Origin of the sequence: Aridibaculum aurantiacum (genome assembly GCF_017355875.1) — a bacterium.
Classification (GTDB): domain Bacteria; phylum Bacteroidota; class Bacteroidia; order Chitinophagales; family Chitinophagaceae; genus Segetibacter; species Segetibacter aurantiacus.
This window is the reverse complement of sequence record NZ_JAFEWC010000003.1, coordinates 298,193-324,161: the sequence shown is the minus strand read 5'-3', so window position 1 is coordinate 324,161 and position 25,969 is coordinate 298,193. Positions and strand designations below refer to the sequence as shown.

At 43.6% G+C, this 25,969-nt stretch carries 16 protein-coding genes; 1 reads left to right on the top strand and 15 read right to left on the bottom strand.

Annotation, left to right across the window (positions count from 1 at the left end; all coding sequences use genetic code 11):
- Positions 1 to 190: 190 nt before the first annotated feature.
- The 5 genes from J4N22_RS15030 to J4N22_RS15010 form a co-directional block, all read right to left on the bottom strand.
- The gene (locus J4N22_RS15030; protein WP_207495908.1) at positions 191 to 2,557 is read right to left on the bottom strand and encodes a glycoside hydrolase family 127 protein; all 2,367 of its coding nucleotides are present in this window, start codon (positions 2,555 to 2,557) and stop codon (positions 191 to 193) included.
- 196 nt (positions 2,558 to 2,753) lie between these two features.
- A complete protein-coding gene (locus tag J4N22_RS15025; RefSeq protein WP_207495906.1) occupies positions 2,754 to 3,884 on the bottom strand; it encodes a glycoside hydrolase family 88/105 protein in 1,131 nt (376 codons plus the stop codon).
- Between the two features lie 229 nt (positions 3,885 to 4,113).
- Positions 4,114 to 6,288, bottom strand: coding sequence for a hypothetical protein (locus J4N22_RS15020; protein WP_207495905.1), 2,175 nt, complete (start codon positions 6,286 to 6,288; stop codon positions 4,114 to 4,116).
- Positions 6,289 to 6,369: 81 nt separating this feature from the next.
- Complete coding sequence (locus J4N22_RS15015; RefSeq protein WP_207495904.1) at positions 6,370 to 7,164, bottom strand: rhamnogalacturonan acetylesterase; 795 nt, start codon at positions 7,162 to 7,164, stop codon at positions 6,370 to 6,372.
- Between the two features lie 179 nt (positions 7,165 to 7,343).
- A complete protein-coding gene (locus J4N22_RS15010; protein WP_207495903.1) occupies positions 7,344 to 9,233 on the bottom strand; it encodes a rhamnogalacturonan lyase in 1,890 nt (629 codons plus the stop codon).
- Between J4N22_RS15010 and J4N22_RS15005 the strand changes: the two genes are divergently transcribed.
- Positions 9,232 to 9,636, top strand: coding sequence for a hypothetical protein (locus tag J4N22_RS15005; RefSeq protein ID WP_207495902.1), 405 nt, complete (start codon positions 9,232 to 9,234; stop codon positions 9,634 to 9,636). The two genes, J4N22_RS15010 and J4N22_RS15005, sit on opposite strands and share 2 nt — an antisense overlap.
- 154 nt (positions 9,637 to 9,790) lie before the next feature.
- On the opposite strand, the gene tnpA is transcribed toward J4N22_RS15005, so the two are convergent.
- The 10 genes from tnpA to J4N22_RS14955 all read right to left on the bottom strand — a co-directional run bounded on the left by tnpA (position 9,791) and on the right by J4N22_RS14955 (position 25,933).
- Entirely contained in the window at positions 9,791 to 10,231 is a 441-nt protein-coding gene (gene tnpA, locus J4N22_RS15000) for an IS200/IS605 family transposase (RefSeq protein WP_242692248.1), read from the bottom strand.
- A gap of 320 nt (positions 10,232 to 10,551) precedes the next feature.
- On the bottom strand, positions 10,552 to 11,988 hold the full coding sequence (locus J4N22_RS14995; protein WP_342450937.1) for a glycoside hydrolase family 28 protein: 1,437 nt from the start codon (positions 11,986 to 11,988) through the stop codon (positions 10,552 to 10,554).
- A 65-nt stretch (positions 11,989 to 12,053) separates the two neighbouring features.
- Positions 12,054 to 13,586, bottom strand: coding sequence for a sialate O-acetylesterase (locus J4N22_RS14990; RefSeq protein ID WP_242692247.1), 1,533 nt, complete (start codon positions 13,584 to 13,586; stop codon positions 12,054 to 12,056).
- 112 nt (positions 13,587 to 13,698) lie between these two features.
- Positions 13,699 to 14,646 carry a glycoside hydrolase family 43 protein gene (locus J4N22_RS14985; protein ID WP_207495901.1) on the bottom strand — a complete coding sequence of 316 codons (948 nt, stop codon included), beginning with the start codon at positions 14,644 to 14,646 and terminating at the stop codon, positions 13,699 to 13,701.
- Positions 14,647 to 14,835: 189 nt separating this feature from the next.
- Positions 14,836 to 17,682: a glycoside hydrolase family 2 protein gene (locus J4N22_RS14980; protein WP_242692246.1), complete on the bottom strand. Its 2,847-nt coding sequence runs from the start codon at positions 17,680 to 17,682 to the stop codon at positions 14,836 to 14,838.
- Positions 17,683 to 17,868: 186 nt separating this feature from the next.
- On the bottom strand, positions 17,869 to 21,537 hold the full coding sequence (locus J4N22_RS14975) for a rhamnogalacturonan lyase family protein (RefSeq protein ID WP_207495896.1): 3,669 nt from the start codon (positions 21,535 to 21,537) through the stop codon (positions 17,869 to 17,871).
- Positions 21,538 to 21,766: 229 nt separating this feature from the next.
- Positions 21,767 to 22,243 (bottom strand): hypothetical protein, encoded by a 477-nt coding sequence (locus J4N22_RS14970; protein WP_207495888.1) that lies wholly within the window; start codon positions 22,241 to 22,243, stop codon positions 21,767 to 21,769.
- 73 nt (positions 22,244 to 22,316) lie between these two features.
- Positions 22,317 to 23,318, bottom strand: coding sequence for a glycoside hydrolase family 43 protein (locus J4N22_RS14965; RefSeq protein ID WP_207495886.1), 1,002 nt, complete (start codon positions 23,316 to 23,318; stop codon positions 22,317 to 22,319).
- Positions 23,319 to 23,327: 9 nt separating this feature from the next.
- Positions 23,328 to 24,353, bottom strand: a complete 1,026-nt coding sequence (locus J4N22_RS14960; protein WP_242692245.1) for a family 43 glycosylhydrolase — start codon at positions 24,351 to 24,353, stop codon at positions 23,328 to 23,330.
- An 11-nt stretch (positions 24,354 to 24,364) separates the two neighbouring features.
- Positions 24,365 to 25,933 (bottom strand): alpha-N-arabinofuranosidase, encoded by a 1,569-nt coding sequence (locus tag J4N22_RS14955; RefSeq protein WP_207495885.1) that lies wholly within the window; start codon positions 25,931 to 25,933, stop codon positions 24,365 to 24,367.
- Positions 25,934 to 25,969: the final 36 nt, after the last annotated feature.

Here is a 25,969-nt window from a genome sequence, read left to right as displayed (position 1 = left end):
TATATCTATTTTAAGTTCCTGATTACTGGTCTCTGGTTGCTGGTCTCTGGTCTCTGGTTCCTGGTTCCTGGTTCCTGGCATTGTAGATCCATTCACCAATCACTGGTCTCTGATCTCCAAGACTACAGTTCTTACTTTATGTGGATTATTTAATACAATCAAGCAACATAAACACTGCCTCCCTCCTTGCCTACTTCAGCAGTTTTATATCGTATACAGCACCTGCCAGTGAATTATCAACTGCTGCAAATTTCACTACTAAACTTCCTTTGCCACCAGCCACAACTTCGGCTGGCAGAGGATAATCTACAGTATAAAAATCTTCGCCATTTTCTCCTTTCAATTCAACCTGCGCAATCAATGTATCATTCACCAGTATGTTGAACTTACGGTTCCTGTCCATTCCCCAATAGGTAATGCGTAGCTTCTTTGCTTGTAGCTGTTGGTCTTTCAGTACATAACTAAACCATCCGCCTCTTGCTTCCCTGAAATGCCTGTCGCTAAACACGCCGGTCGTCGACTTTTCGGATTGCATGAAGTGATCTGATTCTGGCTGTTGTTCACCCGGCTTTACCTGGTCAATGGTAATTGCTGCTAACTGTGCAGCCGCTATTTCATCAGCAGCCAGCTTTTCCTGTATTGCCTGCAGGCTTGCAGGTGTTTCCTTTTGCCAATAGATCACATACCGCGCATCATGTATTTTATAAAAAGGCACTAGCTCCAGTTTATCATATTTAGCAGGATGAATAATATTAGGCGCTTTAAATGTCAAAGGTTTACCCGGAACAGGTTTGATGGCAGCAGCAATATCCTGTTGTTCGGTAACAAACATTGGCATCTCGTGCAGTGGATACTTAGGTCCTTTTGCCACATGGCCCATCCTGCTATCATCAGCATATAAACCAGGCATTGCATCGTTACCTATTTTAGCAGCCAGCACAACAGGGCCATGAAAAACGGCTACATAATTGAACCCTGCAGGCATTGGCTCCACGGCAGTGCGCATAGGAAGCTGCACCACTACTTTATCACCCGCCTTCCAAAGCCTATCTACAATCAAATAAGATGATGGAGATGCTTTGGTTGCTACCGCTTTTCCATTGATTGAAATTTTCATAGCGCCAGCCGTAACCCATGATGGATAACGTATGTGTAAACGAAATGCTTTTGAATGCTTTGTGCTGATGGTGAAAGAAGTTCTTTCTTCTTCAGGAAATTTTGTTTCCTGTGTTATGGTTACTCCCTGCTCCTTCCACTGAAGCTTTGAGGGAATAAAAAGATTTACATACAGATCTATGCCCGAATGAGCATAGATCATCTCGTTGTACTTAGCATGGTTCTCTATTCCTGAACCAACACAACACCACATGCTGGTATGTGGCTGCGAATACACCCGGTAATGCCCGGGACGCATAGGGGTGAAATACACAAAGCCCCCCTTCTCCGGGTGTTGTGTAGATAGAATATGATTATATAGAGCCCGCTCATAATAGTCAACATACTTCACCAGCGCCTCCGATTGGTACACCTGTTTAGTAAGCTTGAGCATGTTGTACGTATTGCATGTCTCGGGCCCTTCTTCACTTTGTATCATCGAAGTGAAATTCGTAGCAGGATTGAAATGTTCACGCACACTATTACCACCTATAGCCACTGTTCTATTATTGACAACGGTGTTCCAAAAGAAAGTAGCAGCAGCATTGTAGGCAGTGTCGTTATTAACATCAGCAATACGTTTAAAGCCTATTACTTTTGGTATCTGTGTATTTGCATGCAGGTGGTTTAATTTATCCTGCTTTGCCTTTAGCGGATCAAGAATGGCTTTATGAGAGAATTTATACGCAGCATCTAAATATTTCCGATCGCCCGTTAAAGCATAAACATCAGCCAATACTTCGTTCACACCTCCGTGCTCTATCCGCAGCACTTCCTGCATTTGCTTATCAGAAAGAGAAGATGCAAGTTGCACAAACCAGTCGCTGAATTTTATCAGCATTGCTTTTGCCTTTTCATTACCTGCATACAAATAGGCATCGCGCAATCCAGCCTGCATCTTATGAATGTTGTAAAAAGGCACCCACTTTTTTTGCAGAGCTTGTACATCACCTTTCATTACAGATTGCCACAACTGGTTGCTACCAGGCACGCCACCTACATATCCATTGCCATTTTTTTGTTGGCATTTTTCCAGTTCATCTATTACGTACAGCAAACGGTCGTGTACCTGCATGTTACTTGTATTGGCATACATCATAGCAAGTGCAGAAACATAATGCCCTGCTATGTGACCATCAAGCCCTGAGTTCTCCCAGTTGGAATAGCTTTCTGTTTTAGCAGGCAGACCTGCTTCACGTAAATAAGGAGCTAACAATTTATCGGCATCAAGAGCCAGAATATATTTCAGATCTGTTTGTTCAGCTGATTTGAAAATGCCTGGCAACAATTGCACATCACTGGCTGCAAAATATTCAAGCTTATTTTTTACCTGGGCATCGGATGCAAAGGGCAAGCATGTAATACAGCTAAATAACAAGAATGGGAAAAGGGGCTTAATCATATGTGGCAAAGGAAAGGTGTTAGGTAATTTACTTCAACTTAAACTATTATGGAGAATGCTTTCCGAATAACAAGAATATGCTTGAATGAACAACGCCATAATCAAGATGAGGGATGAACACCTTCTGATTATGGCGCAGGTATATGAACTTTATTTTACCGTCCGTTCATGTGTTAATGCAAAGCAGGAATGCCTGTTACTTCATCTTATACATTTCAGTACCAGCAAGTAAAAAACATCCTAGACCATAATCTTCGAAATCAGGCATGCTGGTATAACTAACAGGTTGGCCATCCTTAGGTTCTTTTCCTGTGCCTTGTACATATCCAAGAAATCCATTAGGATGTACGCTCTCTTTCACCATAGCATTCCATGCTTTTATGGCTGGAGCCAGGTATGTCTTCTTAGGCAAAATACCATTGTTCATGCCCCATGCAAACCCATAAACAAACAAGGCTGTACCGGTTGTTTCTTTACCACCAAAATGAGTAAGATCGTGCAGGCTTACGTTCCAAAAACCATCAGCACGTTGAATAGGAAGCAAAGCGCTACACATGTCTTTGAAGTCTTGTAAGTATTCATTGTAATGCGGGTCTGACTTTGGCAACATTTCCAAAGTGCGTGCAAGGGCAGCTACTACCCAGCCATTACCACGGCTCCAGTAGCAATCTTCACCATTTGGCTCTTTATATGGTGGAACAAAATCTTTATCTCTCCACCAAAGTTTGTCAGCAGGATTGTACAATCCTTTGCCGCCGTGCTTGTACTTGGTGAAGGCGTACAGCTCATACATCTTGTTGAAGTAGCTGGTATCATTATACAGTACGCCCAGCCTCACATATACAGGCATAGCCATCTGCAGCGCATCTATCCAAAACCAGTCATCACTCTTCTCACTCTTCACCATGCGGTCTATAGAAGTTTTGATATCCTTAATACGCTCTGGCTTTTTGTCCATCATGTACAGGTCTATGTAAGTCTGGCCAGCCGCCTGGTCATCTGCATCGCGAGTGTTGACACCATTGCGTAATCCCCATTTATGTTTTTCGCCCCACTGCACAGCATAGTCATAGTATGCTTGCTGCTTATCAATTGCGTATAAAGCCATCAGGCCTTCATAGTACACAGCACGCGTCCATAGATTACTTGGCCGTTGTTTGTTGGTGACAATTGGCTTACCTGCATCCGGCCACTTGTTCATAAAGTACTGGTTGGTGAGACGCATAGGTGCCATCACCTGGTCTTTTGCAGGCACCCTTGTGGCTCGGCAACTGCTGAATAAAACTGCTATTAAAACGCAAATAAATTGTAGATATCTGTTTAACATATGCAAGCCTTGAGTGAGTTACGAATGTATGTGCTTTAGGATGAAAATGGTGATGTTACCCATCCTGTAGTATCCTGTAGTTGAATGTAGAAATTGATGAACCACGAATGACCACTTCTTCATTTTTGTGCCTGCCTGGCAGCAAGTAATAGCTTGATAAACGTTCGTATAGTATTGCAAGCAGTGAAGCAGTAAAACATGTTTATTTTGCTGTTTTATTGCACAGCGGTTAAGGCAACCTCTGCAGCCCTTCCCACTTTACTTTCCATTTACCATTTTTAGGTATACCCGGATTTTTTTCTTTGCTGCCATCCCATCCTGCACACATTAATGCTACTGCAGTCAACAAGCCGCCATTGCCTGGCAGGTATATTCTCAATCGCTCATCCTGGTAATTGTGCCCGTTGTTCAAATAGGTGTTTGTGCGAATATTCATCAGCAGTGCATCCATTGCTTTTCCAGGCATGCCTAAGCGTGTTGCCGTCATTGCAAACATTGGAAAATCCCAACCCCAGGTATGATCCCATTCCCAGTTCTTCCATATCCAGTTGAACGTGTTTTTCATGATAACCGGGCTTATCTGCCCTGTCGCAGGCATTACACCCAAAGCTGCAACAACCGAGGGATGATCCGTTCTGTACCGTGGGTTGGTATAGCTGTCGGTGGCACTTTCTGTAGCCAGGTACATTCCATCTTTTACCGCAGGCTTTGCTAACTTTCTTAAAACTTCATCCCACTTCGGGTTGCGCGGCATTCCCAGGCGCTCTCGCCATTGCTGCGCCATGTTCAGGCCCCAGTTCCAATAAACCAACTCGTATGTCGGGTTGAAGGTTTCTTCAGCCTTAAATCGTTCCTGTGCCGGGATCAATCCTTTGCCTAGGATGTAACGATCTTTTTCTTCTTCATAAAAAGGAAAGGAAGCCATAAAATCTGCAGTGCCAAATACAAGATCTTTGTACTTTTTCAGAACTGAAGTATCCTTTTTTTGCCTGTAAATACTTTCAGCGAAATAGATCAGATGAGGTTGTTGCCAGATAAGAAAAGCACCAACAGATGAAGGAGTTTCATCACCATTATTATCTGTCATCTTCTGCCAGCGGATACCATCAAAACCTTGCCTTTTGGCTATAGCCCTGCCTTTATCTGCCGCCCTGAAGTACCAGTCCATATTCCTTTCCAGTAAATCTTTATGACCCCAATACGGATAGTGTGCAAGATGCCAGTAAGGCATTTCCATATGAGGTTTGCCAAACCAACTGTTATAAGTAAGGCCTGTCTCTTGCGGAGGATTGGATCCTGTTTCCTGTATCTTGATCAGGTATTGCGAAAGGATGATCCTTCGCTCAAGTTCCTTCGCCCTTATATCTGTACTTCCACTAAAATCAATTGCCGCACCCTTGGTCCAATGATCCCTCCACTCCCTCATGCTACTCGTCCTGGTTTCATCATATGAAGCCTTAGTTGAAAGATTAGTTATCGTTGCAGCAAAGCGGCAGGTAAATTGAAAAGCGTCATTCGTTGCGGAAGGCGTTACTACAAATTGATGAGGTCCAGAGTTGGAAGCCGTTGCCGGAGAATGAGACAAGCTAACAAAGTATGAAGTAGTATCGAGCTGGTGCAGTATGGAAGTTTCCGCAGTATTACTCGCAATTAATTTTGAAGTATGTTTTTCATGATGATCATAATTTGTTCCATCATCACTCCAATCTCCTGTGGGATATGGAAAACGCAATCTTACTTTCAGTCTTCCCTCTTTGATTAAACCTGACTGGACATTTACACCTATCATATCCTGTTGCTGGTGACAAAAAGTAGAAACAGTAACAGGGATGCCTTCTATTGTGAAACTGCTGGTGATCTCTCCCGTCCAAAGGTTTAGCTGCTGCCTGATGTTTTTTACATCATCAATAGTAGCAATTGTACCATTAGCCTTCTGTATTTCAAAACCAACATTACCTAACTGCAACCGGTGAGGATTTTGCCGAAACCAGTTGGATGCCGCCTTATTGCGTTCCGGATCATTCCATTGCACCGTGTAAGCAATATCTCTCCCGTTTAACCGGTACGGCTTCATTGCTTCTTCGCGCTTGTAACCGTTCGTATCAATGAAGCTATGCCACCCCCACTCGGATTGTGTTCCTAAAGAAACGCCTTTGGCATAAGCCTCAGGAAAAGATTGAAGGCCTGTTACATCAACAGTGAATGCAAACCTGCCATTACCAACAGACAATGATGACAAAGGATCAACTTTGGTATTGATAACATTGTGTCGCGATACAAGCTCCTGGCGGTTTATCTTAGTTTGACCAGCAACAATCTGAACAGCCAATAAATAACATAAGATGACTGAACAGCCTTTGATGTAAACCTGTAGCAAGCCCTTTTTTTCTTTTGTAGAATGCATAATAACACAATTGATTACCGGGAACTAAACGCTTATGATTCGAAAATCGTGAGGAAAAGCTTGAGAAAATAGCGATGATCCTTATTGCTTATTCAAGTACTTGCTCAGTCCCTTCGGCTTTATTTGCTTTAATGCAGCTACTACTATTTCAGCATTTAGCTGTGCACCTTCTTTATTGGTATGCGTATGGTCTACAGGAAAAAAGGGTTTTACATTGTCAGCACCCATTGCTTCGTATCGTTGTGATACCAGCTCATTCAGATCAATAAAATGAACGCCTTCAGCCTGCGCTACTTCCCTGGCCCATTTGCTATAGCTATCCGTGGAGCGAATAACCTTTCCATCCTTCCATTGGTTGCGTGGAATGGGTGAACAAACGATTGGTATAGCACCTTTAGATTTTGCATCGTTGATGTACTTGCGCATATACCATCCATAGGTGTGCACCACCTCCTGCTTCTTCATTATCGGGTTGTATATCTCCTTCGACTCTTCGCCTATGCCCCTGATGGTACCACGTGCACGTGCTGTATCATCCAAAGCACCACCATCATTATGTCCAAACTGCATGATGACATAATCACCTGCTTTTAGCGTAGCCATGATCTTGTCCCACCTGCCTTCGGTGATAAACGTGCGGCTGCTCCTACCACCAACTGCAAGATTTTGAACATCGATCTTTGTTGTATCGAAGTAGTTGGCTATAAAACTTCCCCAACCCATTTGGTTGTTCCTGCCACTGCCATCACCATTGCGTACTGTTGAATCACCTATGATGTAAAAGGTTGGTTTCTTTTCATCGGATAATACTTTAGCAGCAGTGCAGGAAGCAAGTACTACCAGGAAAAAGTAGATCCATTTGTTTGTCTTATTCATAAATATGTTATTAGTTCTAGTAGATTTTTAGTGGCAAGGGTTGTTGTAAAATCATAAACTACCTGCATATGAAACTGAAGCTACCTACCTGCACTGCCGACGAACGTATTGCGACGCAACGATGATGCTATGGAATACAGATGTTGGTATCAAAGATCATTCATCAATACAAGCAGCACTTACTTTTTTATTGGGAAAACAATATTTGGCTTTGGCGGATTCTTCATGCCTTCACCAATATGAAAACTTGTATGCGGTGGTTGATTGTAACCTACATTTTGCCATGCAATGCTCAAGCGGTACTGCGGGTCGTGCATGAGCGTATAAAACTTTCTATCAGTAGGAATACTGGTTGAAAAAATGCGTAGCTCTTTGCTGTCAGCTGTTCTGTAGATCACCTCTTCTCTCCAGTCGCCCATAATATCTGCTGATAAAACAGGATTTGATTTTGTTCCATTGTTCCGTACGCAGTTATACTTAGATGCATCCAGCATGCGTTCAACTGCTTCGCTTTCATACTTCCACTTAAAGATGTTGGTGCCATCAAGGAGCTCACGCAGCACATCGCCATCCCAAAAAATACCAAAGTTGCAAGTGGGTGGCGTTCTATCAGATATCTTGTTGCCTTTGGCATCGTACAATCCTCTTATGCCTGCACCAAATACCCAGCATTCACTACCTGGATAACGTGGATCAATATCAATGGCCAATCCCCTACCGGGACCTTCACCATCATCACCTGCTTTTACTGATGGCAACTTCCACAACACTTCACCTGTACGTGCATCACGAAAGTTGGCACCTGCATCATCAAATCGTTCTTGTATATTGAAGACTTCCAAACCCGGGCGAGAGGGATCATGATCGGTAACATGCAGTGCATCACCATGACCAAGCCCTGTTGAATACAATCCTTTTCCATCATTATCTATAGTCATTGCACCAAATACAATTTCATCTTTACCATCACCATCCACATCAGCTATACTTAGGCTATGATCACCTTGTCCTGCATATTTTCTATTGCCTGGATAAGCAGGATCATGACTATCAAAAATCCATTGATGTGTAATTTTTCCATTGCTGTATTTAAAGGCAGCCAGCACCGATCTTGTATAATATCCGCGTGTAAAAATGAGGCTGGGCGTTTTTCCATCAAGATATGCAACAGCAGCCAGGAAGCGATCCATCCTATTGCCATAACCATCGCCCCACACCTGCTTCAGTTCATCCACTGAAGGTTCCAGTTTAGCATGACGCGGCGGTATATATGCTGTGGTAGCAAGCGCCGCACCAGTCAGCCCATCAAACACCGTCAGGTATTCAGGACCTGCAAGTACATAGCCTCTTGCATTGCGCCAGTCTTTGGTAGAGTCGCCAATCACATTGCCTTTTCCATCAATTGACCCATCTGCGGTTTTCATGGCCACTTCTGCCCTGCCGTCACCATCCAGGTCGTACACCATAAACTGTGTGTAGTGCGCGCCTTCCCTGATGTTCTTACCAAGGTTGATGGACCACAACAAAGTTCCATCCATTTTATACGCATGAAAGATAGCCGGATCAGTAAACCCAGCATGGCTGTTATCGCGCCCCCTGCCGGTCATATGTATCACTATCTCGTACTGTCCATCGCCATCCAGGTCACCCACAGAACCATCATTAGCACTATATCCTTTTGGCGTTTGCAGCGGGATTGAGAAATAAGGAACGTTACCACCATTCAGGATAAAGGGCTTGCAGTCCTCCTGTTCTTTACCTTTTACAGTTGCCTTCACCACGTAGGCCCGTTGTGCTAATGTATCAGTCAGCTCATCTAAAAAGCTGGTGGTCGTTGTCACCGGCTGCTTATTCAGTTTCTCGCATTTTTCGCCAATTGTTCTATAAACGTTGAAGCCAAGATCATCCGCTTCATTGCCCAGCAACCGCCAGCTGACAAATACTTTGCCTTCAGCATTTCTTACTGCCACCACTCCACGATCCAGCCGCTCCATCATGCGCTGCGCGTTTGCATCTAACACAAGCAAAGTCAGCAGCAGGCAAAGGGAAATATGAAATCTTCGAATCATGAAATTTTACTTTTTTGTAACCAGCATTGATAATTCTATGAAGCATCGTTGCGTCGCACACTTGCACTCTTTTATATTTAATCGGCTACCCACCCAACGTTCCTACGGAACGATGAACAACTATTCATTTCTTCTACTACCAACCCAACGTTCCTACGGAACGATAAAACATGTATTCTATTCTACCAACCAGACGTTCCTAAGAAACGATAAACAATTTTTTTCTATTTGCTACCCACCAAACGTTCCTTATGGAACGATGAACAACTATTCATTTCTTCTACCCATCGAACGTTACTTATGGAACAATGAACAACTATTGATTTCATCTACTAACCAAACATTCCTACGGAACGATGAACCACTATTCATTTCTTCTACCAACCAAACGTTCTTTATGTAAAGAAGAAACATTCTACATGTATGCTACCATGTTCCCTAGGAACATCTGGTCGGTAGCAATATCTAACGGTCATATCCACGTTCCATAGGAACGTTAGGTGCTGAACCATCTAAAGACAAAGAATTAAAGTACATTCTTTAAATACTTCATCCTTTTACTGCAGCTCCTTGAAAATATACCTCTCATCCCAATCAACTTCGAATGCATTTAAGAACTTCCTGTACTCATCTAAAAATGTTTCCTTCCTATGATGCACCTGCTGATTCTGGATGTACCTCACAACATCCGCAACCTGGCTTTTGGCGTAAGAGAATGCTCCATATCCTTCCTGCCATGCAAATGGATGATTACACAACCTTTGCTCTTTAATCCATTTGCTTGTTTCACCCTTCACGAGCTGCATCAAAGCTGAAACAGATTGATGGGGACGCATTCCTATAAAAACATGAACATGGTCAGGCATACTGTTTATCTGCAACAACTTATGTTCATTCTTTTGAAAAATCCCTGTCATGTATTGATGCAATCTTTCTCTCCATTCATCACTTATCAATGCAGCACGATATTTAACAGCAAAAACAAATTGTATGTGCATTGTGTGTATGTGTTAGGCATGTTGGTTTATTTTATCCTAACCTAACACAATTTCTTTGTCCTCAATAGCGTCTTTTTCTATATGTTAAATTTCCACCAGGCGTTCTAAAAAAAGATGAATGCGTTCTCAATGAATTGTTACCCGCCAAACGTTCCTACGGAACGTGATTGTTTACGATCATCTTTTTCTACCGACATATCGTTCCTACGGAACGTTTTCCCTATCAATTGAGCACCAGATATCCCTGTGGAGCTATAATAGTTTATCTAATTGCTATCGACCAGCCCTACTTTATTAAAAGAAACCTTCCACCAATAATCTTACAACTTCATCTCTTTGGAATCCTTCACCTTTACCTTGCTGTTGTCTTTCGCCTTTATCTCTACGTTCTTAAATGTCCAATCTACTGCATGATTTATTTCACCGGCATTTGCTGTGTTGATATTAACATCTGTGAAATTGAAATTATCAAGTGATGATTGCTCCAGTCCGCTTGCACTAATGGCTTTCTTTGATTGCTTCACCTCAACGTTGTTCACGAAGATGTTCTTGAACTTTGGGATACCTTTTTCCGCAGGCTCTACTTTTTGCAGCATCGTTTTCCAATGTGCCGGCAGGCTGTCGTAGTTGTAACCTGCAGGCAATGAAGAATAACTATATGTAGGATTCCAGTTCATGGTATACATGAATGCATTGCCAACACTATCCATCACCACGTTCCTAAAATGTATGTCTTCTACTACGCCACCACGTGTGGTTGCAGATTTGATATGAAAGCCATTACCCGTTCCTTTGGCTACTAGGTTTTCAGCCAATACGTGTCTTATACCACCTGACGTTTCACTACCTAAAGTTAGAAGGCCTCCACCTTTACGAGCTATGCAATTGCGTATCACCACGTACTCTGTAGGACGGTTAACACGAAGCCCATCCCAATCACGACCAGCTTTCAAACAGAAGTCATCATCGTTGCAGTCAATATCACAATTCTCCACCAGCACCCAAGATGAGGAGTCTACATCTATCCCATCTGTACTGGGTCCATGTCCATCTTCATTGTTACGGATGGTAACACCATCTACAGTAAGATATTTTGAATACAACAGCTGCACTGTCCAGAAGCCTGCATTGGAAAATGTCAATCCTTTCAGCGTTACATCTTCTGAAGATTGCACAAGGAATGTACGTACACGCTTGGCATCATAATCTACTATCCAGCGCAAGCCTTTGGGTTCATATTCGCGGCGCATAGCCCAGTATTTGTCCCAGCAGAACTTGCCTTGGGCATCTACTTTTCCTTCACCTGTTACGGCTACATTTTTTTGGTCTAGTACATTAATCAGTGCTGCAGGCCACTTCATTTCTATTCCTGCAATGCGTGTATCTATTTCAGGATAATCATCAAAATTGGTACTGCCGCGCAGCAATACACCTTTATCGATCCGCAAGTGAACATTACTCTTCAGGAAAAGCGAACCAGTGAGATAAGCACCTGTTTTAAAAGCAACAGTACCTCCTCCATTTTTCGCACATTCATCAATAGCTCGTTGGATGAAAGGCGTTGCGAGTGTCTTGCCATCGTTTGTTGCTCCATAGGTATTTACCCAGTAAACAGTTTGCTTCTTAGGTGTTTTTCTTGCACCTACTTTCTTCGTCCAACTAAGGTTGTCATTTGCCGTGCTTTTAGCAGTACCTATGCAGCTGCTAAGCGCAAAACCACAAAAGCAAATCATCAAAAACGTAATAATATTCTTCACTAAAACTTTTTTAGCTATTTATAAATATCCTTCTAATCACTGATCAACTAGTCACTGATCAACTACTAGTTCCGCCCCTCCGTCATGCCCTTCCAATTATCAGTTCTGAAAGGTGAAGCTGGCAATCCTGCTTTGTTATAGAAATTAGGATCAGGTATGTTGCGCCATGCAAAACGAACAGCCACAGGCTTGCTCACAGCATCGCTCCACACTATTACTTTATCACCTTCTATCACAGCTTTGGCAGGAACAAATTTTTGATCTTCACCTGCTATGGTAAATTCTGCAAGCTCTTTTCCATCTTTTGCTACCAGGCCACCACCTGTAAAGTCAAAGCTGATCTTGATTTTATTATCATCCACCTTCATTGACTTGTACAGCGGACCAGAAACAACAATGTTCTTCTTACCATACTCATTGCGCAGCGCCCATAGAGACAGGCGTTCGCCTACCAATTTTTTGTTACGTGGATGGATGTCAAGCGAATCTCCGTTATCTGTTGTTACTACCATACCTGTGTTGGGGACAGACCGGTATGTCATGAGTTGCGCTTCTCTTATCTCCGGGTTCTGGCTGCGGTGCGGCGATATCTGCACGAAGTAAAAAGGCAACTTTTCATTTCTAAAATCACTTCTCCAGTTAGCAATCATAGCCGGGAACAGCTTGCGATACTGGTAAGCCTTTTGTGCATTATTTTCTCCCTGGTACCATATCACTCCTTTCAACGTATAAGGGATCAACGGTGCGATCATCGCATTGTACAGGCGGAATGGAGCTTTATCATTATTAGGCCTGGCAGGTGCAGTAGGTTGGCGCTGCGTAGTATCTTGTTTCCACTGTTCAAGTGCTTTATTGAATTTGTCTAATGCAGCCGGGTAATCTCTTACCTGTTGATCATAATTTTTTACAGTGACAGCAAGATCCGGATCTGCTTCCAGTACATCTTTCCTTGTCCAAGACTCTGCGGCTGTACCACCCCATGTAGCGTTGATGATACCAACAGGAAAGCCTGTAGCCAAATGAACTTCTTTTGCAAAATAAAAAGCCACTGCAGAAAATGTATCTGCGGTTTGTGGTGAACACACTTTCCAATCGCCTTTAAAATCTTGTTGTGGTTCAGCAGCATTTTTATTGGCAACATCTATCTGCCTGATGGCAGGATAATTGGCTGCTTTTATCTCTTGCTCATAATTCAACACACCAGTATATGAAGAGCTTCTTGTTTTGGTCATAAAGAACTCCATGTTCGACTGACCCGATGCCAGCCACACTTCGCCCAACAGCACATCTTCTACTTTTACTTCATTGCTTGCTTTGAATGTGATAGTATATGGACCTCCTGCTTTCGAAGTGCTTACATACGTTATCCATTTACCTGAAGCATCAGCAGTTACTGTATATGCTTTGTTGTTCCAACTGGTATTGATGGTTACCTTTTCACCTGCATTTGCCCAACCCCATAATGCCACTTTGCTCCGTTGCTGCAGCACCATGTGATCGCTAATGATAGAAGGGAGTTTTACGGCAGCGTCGCTTAACAACGTTGCCATCACCGCAATCAACGATAAAAAGAATTTAAAAGAAGTTGAATTTGTCATACGCCAAAGCAATTAATGCAAATTGTAAGGTAATAGTAGCATTTAGCCATCCATCCTGTAGCATCCTGAAATAGGGTAAACAGCCATAAATAACAGGTGAATGATAATGTCTTTATAGTTTTGCCTGTAGCAGCTTATTTAATTCTTCGCGTGTAATAGTAAATGCAGTACCATGCCTGATGCCTTTTGGCATCTTTAGTTTAGCAGAAACATCTTTCCAACTTACCAGGTCGGTGGAAGTAACTGCACCATACACATGATCACGGTACTTGTCGAAAAAAACGATCCACTCGTTGTTTATCCTTAAAGCAGTTGGCCCTTCTGCCCAATACTTACCGGTGAAGGCAGGACCTGCTGCTGTGTATGGACCTGTCAATTTTTTACCATAGGCTACCCGCAGGTTCTTTTCTACAGGATAGCGTGTTTCATTTTTTAAGAACATTACCCAGCGCTTTCCATCCTTTAGTATAGTAGCATCTATTACACTAAAATTAGGATCGTACAGCAGCTTTGTCTTGCTGTACTTCTTGAAATCTTTTGTAGTAACATAGTACATCCTATGGTTGTAGCCTGCTTCTGCAGCCGTGTCAGTTGTTGGAAAACGTCCTCTAATAGAGGTTGCCCAATAGATCATGTATTGCTTCTTCTTTGGGTCGTATGTTATCTCTGGTGCCCATGTATTGCGTGCAGAATCTTCATGCATCATTACCGGCAGAAACTGTTGTTCGCTCCAGTTTACAAGATCAGGTGATGAAGCATAACCAATGCCACGGTCGTTCCAGCTAACTGTCCATACCATGTGGTATTTGCCATCGCCACCTTTGATGATGCACGGGTCGCGCATCAGCTTGTCTTTACTTACCGTTGGTTTTAAAATAATGCTGTCGTTAAATAGTGCAGTCCATTTATAGCCATCCTCGCTGTACGCCAAGTGCAGGCCGTCTCCACTTCCTTTGAAGTAAGAGAACATATATACAGTATCTGAAGGTGCCTGCGCCCGTACATGTGTAGAAGCAAACATTGCTGTTAGCAATAGAACAGTATTCAAAATTTTTTTCATTATCATCATTTAGAAGCTGTCTAAGTGTTGTTGGTGTTATCTGTTTATAAACCTAAAGATCATGAATGCGATGCGGATAAAGTGATTGCGACCCCGCATTACTTACGCTGACGGGGCAGGCGCAACGATGACCCTATGAAAAACCAATGCTGGTATATAAAATACCAGCGTGATAAATAGTTATTGCTTTTAAAAAACATTATCAATTTCTGGCCTGCTGTATTGTTCTTTGCTATTGGTGGTTTTAGGCAAACCAAAATAGAAAAACAGTGTACGCTTCTTTCGTCCACTCAAGTGGTTGGGCTCGCTCTGCGGACCTAACTGGCGTGTATTGGTGCTAACGTTCAGCGCCAGCTTTGTACCAATAGGCGGTATAGCATCCAGGAAAGAAATGTTGCCTACAGGCAGTACAGGATGCGGTCTTTCAGATGCAGATAATGCATAAAAATCAAACAGCCTTACATATAAACCTGTGTCCCTGCTTGCTACATAAAATTTACCTTCCACTGTACTGAACTCCATCCAGCTAATGTCGCCATAGTAGCCTTTAAACTCTGGATAAACAACAGGTGAATAGCCGGTGTGTGTATTGTTGTAAAGGTTCTGCCAAACATTTACAGGCGTTCCTGCAGTACGGTTCTTCCACTGGCGGTAAGGCCCCTTGCCCAGCCACTTGGCACTCAGAATATAATTTTCAGGATAGCTGAAACTAACACCTGCAAAAGGAAAACTACCTTCCAACTCATACTCATACTCCAGGCTCACCCAGCCGGTGCCGTACATCTTCCAGCGTGTGCTTTTCATGGCACCATCATAGGTAAACTCCACAACATGGCTGTTGCCTTCTTTGTAGGTTTTGTGGCCGGTAAGGTTTGATGTACCATGTGTTAAAACAGGACCTTTAGCAAAAGACAAGTTGTCCATCATTGCATGCTTCGTTCCTGCCAGCATACCTGTTCTTTTGTTCAAGAAAACAGATACATCTGCACCTCTTAAGGTATAAGTTGTATCGGTTTCAGCAACAGAAGTAGTGCTGTCATTCAGAGTCAGTATACCTGAAAGCAATTGCTCATAGCTCTTTACTTTCCACGTCCACTTATAAATTTCTTTACCTGTAGGATCGAGTGCAACAAACACCAGTGCATCATAATTCTTATAATCAGCAGGCAGAGCGAAAGAAATGGCACCTGTAGCACCAGGCGCAATAGATGCTGCGGTGGCATTGCCTTTCTTCATCACCGAATAACCTGCCAGCGGCTCAGCCGGTTTTCTAAAATTAACCAGCGCCCATTGAAAGCTACATTGGTTTAGGTTGGTGAAATAATATCGGTTCTCCGCTTCCAATGTCCCATTGAAAGATGCAGGCAGCTCCTTCATCCAGATCTTCACCGGCGAGAATATTTCGCGCAGCGCAAAAAAGCTTCCTTCCTTCTCACGATACGGACCCACAATACCATCATTGGCATTGAGGCCATTTGCATCCAGCACATTGTTGAAGTCAGTTCTTACAATGGCTTCGTCTACCAAAGCCCATATAAAGCCGCCACCGCTCTTTTTACTCTTATAATGAAGCTCCCAGAAATCATGCATAGCAGTTCCTGCGCCACCATCATCCTGTGCATGCAGAAATTCAGTAGGCATATAAATCAGGCTGTCGTTTAGTTTCCTTACAGTGCTGTAGTAGTCTTCGTAGTGGTCGGTATCTATACCGCTGAAAGCGTTGCCCGGCCTGTGGTGCGGGTGAATAACAGGTCGCTTACTGAAGTCCCACTTATGAAAATCATCATCCAATTCTTTGTTGGTACCGCCTTCGTTACCATTGTTCCAAAAGATAATGCTTGGATGATTTACATCTCGTATCACCAGCTCTTTTACCAGTGGCTCACCGGCTTTGGTGCTGTATGCCGTTTGCCAGCCAGCCAGTTCATTCAGCACATACAATCCTAATGAATCGCACAGGTTCAAAAAGCTTTTATCTGGTGGATAATGCGAACAGCGAACAGCGTTCATGTTCATTTCCTTTATCAGGTTCACGTCCATTAGGTCTATTTCACGATTTACAGCCCTGCCTGATGTAGGCCACCACACATGCCTGTTAACACCCTTAAACTTTACCTGCGTACCGTTGATGTAAATACCTTCTCCTGGTCTTATTTCTATAGTTCTAAATCCAAATTTATCTGAGGTAGTAAATATGCTTTTGGTAGCATCCCGCAGGTGAACATTCACCTTGTACAAGTGTGGTGTTTCGCTGGTCCACTGCAGCGGGTTATTTACTTTAGCATTTAGTAAAACAACAGAGTCTCCTTTGGCAACCTTGGCTGTTGTAGATGCTACACGTTTACCTGTAGCATCTATTATGTCGGCTACTATTGTTCTACCAGCCGTTATTCCTTTTGTGAAAACCTGCATGGCAAAACTGCCGTCGGCTTTAGCATCTATAGCTGTGTAATCTATGTGCTCCTTTGGAACTGCTTCTAAATATACCGGCCTGAATATGCCACCAAACACCCAGTAATCAGCAAGGCGCTCAGCATTGTTCACCGTTGCATCTGCACTCATTTTGCTTACAGTTGCTTCCAGTGTATTCGCTGCACCAAACTTCAGCTTGTTGGTTATGTTGTACTTAAAACGATAGAAAGCACCCTGGTGTACAGCACCTGCAGATTGCCCGTTGATCTTCACATCGGTATCCGTCATCGATCCTTCAAATACAATAAAAACTTCTTTTCCTTTCCACGCTGCAGGCACATTGAAGCTATGCTTGTACATGCCTTTCTCATCTGCAAAGCGCGCATTCTTGCCATTGGTTTTGTAATCGCGGCCATAGTTATAGCTGCCAAATCCGTGCTGCTCCCAATGCGCAGGCACAGGTATTTTGGTCCAGTAACCACTGTTGCGGCCACCGGTACAAAAGAAATCCCATTGCACTGTGTTCTTACTATCGGTGCCCGACAAGTACCGTATCTCTTTTTGTTGTGCAAACAATGGCCCTGCAAAAGCAAGCAGAAGCACCAGTAAAAAAATTTTCTTCATTAGTATGTTCATCTCCTTGTTTCTTGTTAGGTAGCAACTGTATTTTTTCTTGTAGTAACTCCGGTTCATTTTATGTTACTACTTCTCAGCCTGCTATAGTGTTTCATTAAAAACATCAATCCCCATCAGCATGTAAGCCAACAGGGAGTTGATGGATTGCTTTATTTACCCTTGTCGTTTATCAATTTATTGCTTCACCATTTTTGTGTTGTAAACTTCATTACCATCAGAAAGCTGCAGCATGTATACGCCTGTATTCAGTGTGCTTAGCTTGTTGTTTAGTGTATTGTTCAATACCTGCAGGTTTCCTTCCTGTATCATCAGCACCTTACCTTCGGCAGATGTAACTACCAGCCGCAGGTGTGCTGCTGCATTGGTGAAATTTAGTTTAACAGCATTGGTAACTGGATTAGGCAAAATACTGAAGTGGTTCTTTGCTCCTGCAATGCTCACTCTTCTTATTACTGAATAAACATGTTTTCCATCTATATCAGTTTGTTTCAACCTGTAAAAATTATAACCAGCCAAAGGCGTTAAGTCTACTGCATAATAAGATTTTTCAGAGGTACTGTTGCCGGCTGCATTTGTTGTATAAATGGGTGTGAATGTGTTACCATCAACAGATCTCTCTACGGTAAAAGTAGCAGTGTTAATCTCTGTTGCTGTCTTCCAATACAAGTTCACTTTGCCATTGTTTTCTTTGGCCCTGAAGTCCATAAGCACTACAGGTAACGACGGATCATTGGCGATGTAAATATTCGGTGCACTGATTGGGGCCATGCCTTCACCTAAATAATAGCTTGGGTGCGGTGGCTGGTTGTAAGCAGAGTTCTGCCATGCAACAGCAGTACGGTACTGCGGGTCGTGCATCAATGTATAAAAACGGCTTTCAGCAAAAGTGGTAGCAGTGTAAATACGCAGGTTCAGGTTGTCAGTTGTTCTGAACATAACCTCTTCTCTCCAATCGCCAAAAAGATCGGCAGTAAGCGCAGGTGTTGATTTAGTGCCATTATTTGAAGAACAATTGGCTGCAGAAAATATTCCAGTGCTGCTGTTGGTTAAATGGTTCCATTTGGTAATAGTGGTACCGTCCAGCAGTTCTCTTGTACTGTCGGCATCCCACCATATGGCAAAGTTCATGGATGGCCTTGAAGTGGTTAACTGTACACCTTTAGCTGTAAACAACCCACCTCTTGAAGCCCATACCTCGTTGCCTTTGTGACGTGGATCTATGTTAGCAGAAAGTGCACGACCTACATCCTCGGCAGCAGCTAATTGAACAGTAAAAATGCGTGCGCCTGTTTTTGCATCAATGAGTGCTGCACCTACCAATCCATTGTTTGCCGGATCTTCATATGGCATCCATATCTCCTGTCCTGGCCTGTCAGGATCGATGTTCGTCATGTGCAATGCATCGCCATGACCCATGCCATTAGCCCATAAACTTTTACCGTTATCATTGATGGCACTTGAGCCATTGAACACTTCATCTTTACCGTCACCATCTACATCACCAATGGTCATCTGGTGATTGCCCTGGCCATAATGCGCAGAGTTACCCGGTGTGTTGCTATCGAACACCCAGCGGCTTGTAAGTTGTCCATTCCTCCAATCCCACGCTGCACGCACAAGACGTGTATAATACCCACGCCCCATAATAAGGCTTGGACGTGCACCATCTAAATAAGCTACTGCCGCTATAAAGCGATCTACACGGTTACCATAACTATCGCCCCAGCTACTTACCGTACCTCTTGCAGGTAAGTAATTGGTAGTAGCCATTGCAGCACCCGTTAAACCATTGAAAACAGTCAGGAACTCAGGACCAGAAAGAATGTAGCCGCTGCTGTTTCTATAATCTGCATTGGCATTACCAATCACGTTACCCAGTCCATCTATGGTAGCATCAGCAGTCTTACATGCTACTTCAGCCTTGCCATCTCCATCCAGGTCGTATACAATGAACTGCGTGTAGTGGGCACCTGCACGTATGTTTCTGCCAAGGTCAATGCGCCACAATCTTGTTCCGTTCAGTTTATATGCATCCAGGTAAACGTTTCCTGTATAACCAGATTGAGAATTGTCTTTAGCATTGGATGGATCCCACTTCAGGACCACTTCATATTCTCCATCACCATCAAGGTCGCCTACACTTGCATCATTCGCACTATAAGTATATGCTTCACCTGTTGGTGTAACGCCGCCTGCAGGTCGTTGCAATGGTATGTTCAAATAATTCTGCGCCCATACAGCACCAGATGTATCAGTGTTGGCTTGCTCCACACCATTGATCACAGGCTTCACTGAATATTTTCCATTTACAGCAGTCAGATCAATGAAGTTGGTAGAATTGGTAACGGGTGAAGGAGTGATCAAAGTTCCATCGCGGTACACGTTGAAACCAACATTTGAAGAATCTGTTCCTAATAACCTCCAGCCAATATACACCTGCGAAGAACTGGTGCGTACGGCTACTACCGACCTGTTCAAACGTTCCATTTGTTTAGGCGTAGTAACTACTGAATCAACTGCAGGTGGCGGAGGTGGCGGTGGCGGAAGTGTTGAGAATCTTCTAACCACCGGTGTCACTACCGAGTTGCTGTTGGTCTTTGTATAAACAATGAATGGTCTTGTAGAATCCTCTGGCGCAAATGCAATTTGCACATTACCCACAGGCTCGTCAATACCATCTGTTACATTCGGATCTTTGAGCTCCACCCAATTAGTTGTTCCTGCACGTTGGCGCATAACACGGGCTACGGAGCGGCCTGAGCCATTTGAGTAGGCATCAGTGAAAGTGTTATAGAGGTTGCCGGCAAAATCGCGCACCAGCGAGTTGTTGGAAATATCTCTTGCAGAAACAGTTCCTTCATAGCTCCAGCTGCTGGTGCTCTTGTTGTATATGATGATAGTAGAACGGTTGCTATTATTAGCATTGAAATAACTTACAACAGGATTCCATTGGTAGTTGAAAGTGATAACTGTATGACGTACTCCTGTAGTGGAACCCGTAGTAGAACTGCCGGGTAAAACAGGACTGGGAACAGGGATATTTTCCCATGCATTATTGATAAAGCGATAGGCCATCACCGTACCAGTAGTAGAAGTGGCAGTAGCCAGTTGTGCATACACAACATATGGTGCGTTTGTGGTGCTGTCTATAGCTATACCCACACCTACTGCCCTGTCTGACGATACAGGCGCGCCTCCTACTGTTTCCCAAGCAGTACCGTTATATCGCTTTACAGTTGGCACAAGACCTGAACCCTCACCAAATATTACATACAGCCTATTGGCAGTATCCAATGCAAACGTGCTACGGGGTGTGCTGCTATACTGGCTGATGCTATAGGTAACAGAACCTGCTGAAAGGTGCAGATTGTTGGGATCGTTGTTAAGTGGCTGCCAGCTAGCAGAAGAAGTATCGTATGTTTTTACGGCCAGCCTGTTGCTGTTGGTACCATCCACATATGAAACATACAGGCGGTTGTTGTTATCAGCAATTATCCTGGTATAACTTGCACTGCCGGTAGAAAGATTATTACCCACCTGCTCCCACGCACCGGCAACCAGTTTTTTTACTTTAGGCACACCAGACTCAATAAAGGCAACATAAGGAACAGTGGTGGTGCCTTCATCTCCTTCTAATAATACTGCAATAGAAGTATGATTGGATGTAGCCGAGGCTACCTGGCTTTCGTTGCCAAGGATCGTCCAATGTTGCGCTTGCAGTAAAGAACTAACGCCCAATGCTGTTGTCAGCAACAACAGCCTGAACAAAATAGCTTTAGAAGAAACAACCTGTAGTGGAAGAACCAGCCGCTGCAGAGCATTACATTGTAGATCTTTTTTCAAGCACATCGTTTTAGAGGAACAGTCAAATAATGCCCAAGTTTACCTCTTAAAATTTTTTTAAGTGTCCTGCGGCATCCTGTGTTCCTCCCACGAAACATCTTATTAAAAGAATATGCTTACATGATTGCTGAAGAATAAGCTTCTTTTCTTTTCCAACTGAACACTCATTGAAGCAATTGGAATAATCAAAACAAGAAGTTTCTGCACCTGGCTTTACCTGTTATACTCCTTATTTTCTAACCTCTGCTGTCCAGTTCAGTTTGTAGGTGTCGCAGCCAAGGTTATTGATGTTCATTCTAAAAGTGCCGCTTGCTGATGTTGGATTTATGTCGGCTTCGAGGTCAAACCTCCATGCAGTTGAGCCTCCATCGGGTGGTTCTGATATATGATCATTCACTTTGCCGTTGTTGATATTGAAAGCCCCATCAGGCCCAACCGTTGTTTGTTCTAATTTACCACTACAGCGCCAGTAACCTTTAAATGTCAGGTTCTCCAGTGTTTTACCATCTGCAGACACATCAAAAAATATGGAGTCTCCTTTCATACCATTGGAAAAAGCACCTGCATAATGACGGGCAGCTGCAGTTTCTGAAGTAGTAGAAACTGTAGTACCGTTTGTTTCTGCAGCGGCAGAAGGTTTTGTTTCACCGGTAGTGCCAGAACAGGCAGTATTCATCATTACCAGGAGGAAAAAGGTGTTTTTCATATATAGGTTTGAATGCAAGATAAACTGGTAGAAAAGCAGTAAGGCTTATCAATTTGTATTAGAAGGCTTCCAATCACTTCACCGGCTTCACTCCTTCCGAGGTCATAACTATTTTCTTGATTGTACCATCTTTATTGTAGTGCAGGTAATCTATGCATACTGAGCGGTGAAAGCTGCCTGCGTCTGCAGCCAATGCGCCATTATGGTAAATAAAATACGACTTGCCTTTAAAGTCAATGATCGCCTGGTGATTGGTGTTGCTGTTGCCTGCAATCTCATTGATGATGCCTTTGTACACCCACGGCCCATCGATGCTGCGGCTCATGGCATAAGCTATCTTTTCAGGAAACTCGTAAGCGTATGAAAGATAGTACCAGCCATTCCTTTTGTGTATCCAGGGCGCTTCGGTAAAATGCGGCAACTTGATCGTCTTCATCGGGCCATCCATCTCTATCATATTCTCCTTCAGCTTTACATAGTGCAGCGTAGTGTTGCCCCAAAACAAGTAAGCTTGTCCATCATCGTCTATCATAACAGAAGGATCAATATCATCCCACGTGATCTTCGTCTCGATGGTCATATCGTTGGTGATTAGTGCTTTGCCAAGAGCATCTTTAAAAGGACCTGTAGGACTATCAGACACAGCCACTCCAATGGCTTTACCATTGATGGTTTTATGTTCAATGGAAACAAACCAGTAGAACTTTCCGTTGCGCTCTATCACCTGCGATGCCCATGCATCACCTTTAGCCCAGGTAAAATCTTTTACCGTAAGTGGTACAGGGTGCTCTTTCCAGTTCACCATATCGGTAGATGAAAAGACCAGCCAGTCATGCATTACATACCGCTGCTCTCTTCTCGGCGCCTCATCATGACCAGTGTACAGGTACACCGTATCATTGTGCACCAAAGCCGCAGGATCAGCAGTGTATTTATGTTGTATAATGGGATTGCCACCTACACGTGTAGTGTCGCGGGTGGTATAAGGTTTCACTTCTGCAGAACGCTGTGCTGTACATCCATTAAGAATGCCAGCCAATAGAATAGCAGCTATACAAGTTGACTTCAAATTCATGTTGTAGTTCTAGTTGTGTTGTAGTTGAATGTATACAGGCTTATCCCTGTCGCATGTTATTACACCATCGGCATACTCTAGTTCTGCCACCTGTATAAGGCTGCGCTTAGCATCTACTGAATTATTTGGTGCAGGATTGGCTTTTGATCTTCCGGGGTGTGTAAAATAGTATATGTATGCACGGTCACCACTCACCACCACATCAGGATGACCACCTATGGCTGCGTCCTCTGCTCCTTCGCCCGGCTCTTCGAGTATACGTGTGGTTTGCTTCTTCCATTTCAGCAGGTCATTAGATTGATAGATCTCCAATCCCTTCCATGCGTCTACTATCATCCAGTAGGTATTCTTCCACCAGAAGACTTTAGCTCCTTCGCCACGGGCAGCTATGGCCTTGCCTTTGTCTTCCCAGTTGTACAGGTCTTTGCTGTCAGCATACCAGATCGACTTGCCATCTCTCTCGTTGTTGTACCACATGCGCCAGCCACCTTCGGGTAGCTTTACCACACCTGCATCTATCACTTTATCATTAGCCAGTTTTAGCGTTGACTGGTACTGCCAGTTGAGCAGGTCATTGCTGGTAAGATGAATAATATTGCGTGGATGATTCCAATCATTAAAAATGCCTGGTACATAAGTAAGGTACATGTGGTATACACCTTCGTGTTCTATCACATCGGGTGCCCAGTGCGTATAATCTGCTACAGGACGATAATTGATATTGGCCGTATCTACATACTTCCAGTTTGCACCATCTTTCGATTCTGCTATGCCTATGCGTGTACCATGCACCCACCTGACACCGGTAGAGTCACTATGAGTTGCCCGCCTGTTGGTGTACAACATATACCACCGCTTCCGTTGCTTGTTCCAGATGATAACAGGATCGGCAGCGCCATCATAAATAGGATCGCGGTACAGTGGCTTAGGAGCAGGAACACCTTTCGCAGATCTTGAAGACACAGCGCATGCAGTACCTGCTATCACCATCAAAAACAGCAGGTACATTATCCCTGGCAAAGACAATCTTTTCATATTTGTTTTGCTTACTTGAGCCTTAAAACAACTACTGATTTTGACGGAAGATCAACCACAAGGTCATTGCCTTCTTTTCTTGCACCGATGAAAGAAGTAAGCTGAATGTTGTTCGGCTTTTCAAAAGTGTTGATGTCATTCACTTTTCCGGAAGTCAACATTTTACCTGTTACAGTATTCCATGTTATTCCATTAAGTGCTAAACGCACAGGAGTAGACTGGTTAGGATTAAGATTTACAAAAGAGATATGTACAGCACCTGTAGAGTCTTGCGAAGCAGAAACATTTACGGCAGGTATACTTTTACCTTCCATGGTGTAGTCAGGAGATTTCAATTGTACAGGTAGATACTTTGCATCGTGGTGAACCGTATAAAGATCGAACACATGGTAAGTAGGCGTAAGCAACATCTGCCTGCCTTTGGTAAGGATCACCGCCTGCAATACGTTAACCGTTTGAGCAAGATTTGCCATCCGAACACGGTCGCTGTGGTTATTAAAAGTATTCAAAGTAGTACCTGCTATCAATGCATCACGTAAGCTGTTTTGTTGGTAAAGGAAACCAGGATTGGTACCGGGTTCTACGTCTGTCCATATGCCCCACTCATCTACCACCAGCGCTACTCTTTTTTCTTTATCGTATTTATCCATAATAGCCGAGTGACGTGCTACCAATGTATCCATGAACAAGGCATTCTTCATGGTTTGGAAGTATTGCTTTTCTTCAAAATTAGTTGCTGAGCCTTTGCTGCCACTCCAGCTACCTGTAGGCAGTGTGTAGTAGTGCAGTGTAATACCCCACATCTGGTTGCGTGGTATCTTTTGCATGCACACTTCTGTCCAACGATAGTCGCTGGCATTGGCGCCGCTTACGATCTTCTTTAATGGTGCACCAGGATAATTGCGCGCATAAGTTGCATAGCGCTTGTACAGGTCAGCATAATACTCAGGAGACATGTTTCCGCCGCAGCCCCAGCTTTCGTTGCCCACACCCCAGTAGGTTACTTTCCATGGTGTAGCACGACCATTCTCTTTGCGCAATTTGGCCATAGGACTTTCGCCTGCTGCATTAAAGTATTCTACCCACTTCGCCATTTCTTCTACTGTGCCACTGCCTACGTTACCAGCTATGTAAGGCTCAGTGCCCAGCAGCGTACACAGCTCCATGAATTCGTGTGTACCAAAGCTGTTGTCTTCTGTTACGCCACCCCAGTTGGTGTTCACCATCTTTGGGCGGTCCTTGCGCGGACCAACACCATCTCTCCAGTGGTATTCATCGGCAAAGCAGCCACCGGGCCAGCGTAGGTTCGGCACTTTTATATTCTTTAAAGCCTCCACAACATCTAAACGTATGCGATCTTTTTTAGGCACTTTCATGGTATCAGCTACCCAAAAGCCATCGTAGATACACCTGCCAAGATGCTCGGCAAAATGGCCATAGATATGCCTGCTGATGGTATGTGTGGGTGCACCTGCACCAGCATTAATGGTTACTTCGGCTTGTTGCGCAAAAGATTGAAGCTGTAAGGTGGATAATGCCAATACAGCAAATGACAACTTAGTGATTCGTGAAAGCAGCATATATAAAAGTTATATGTTAGGTTTTTTAATCGTGGT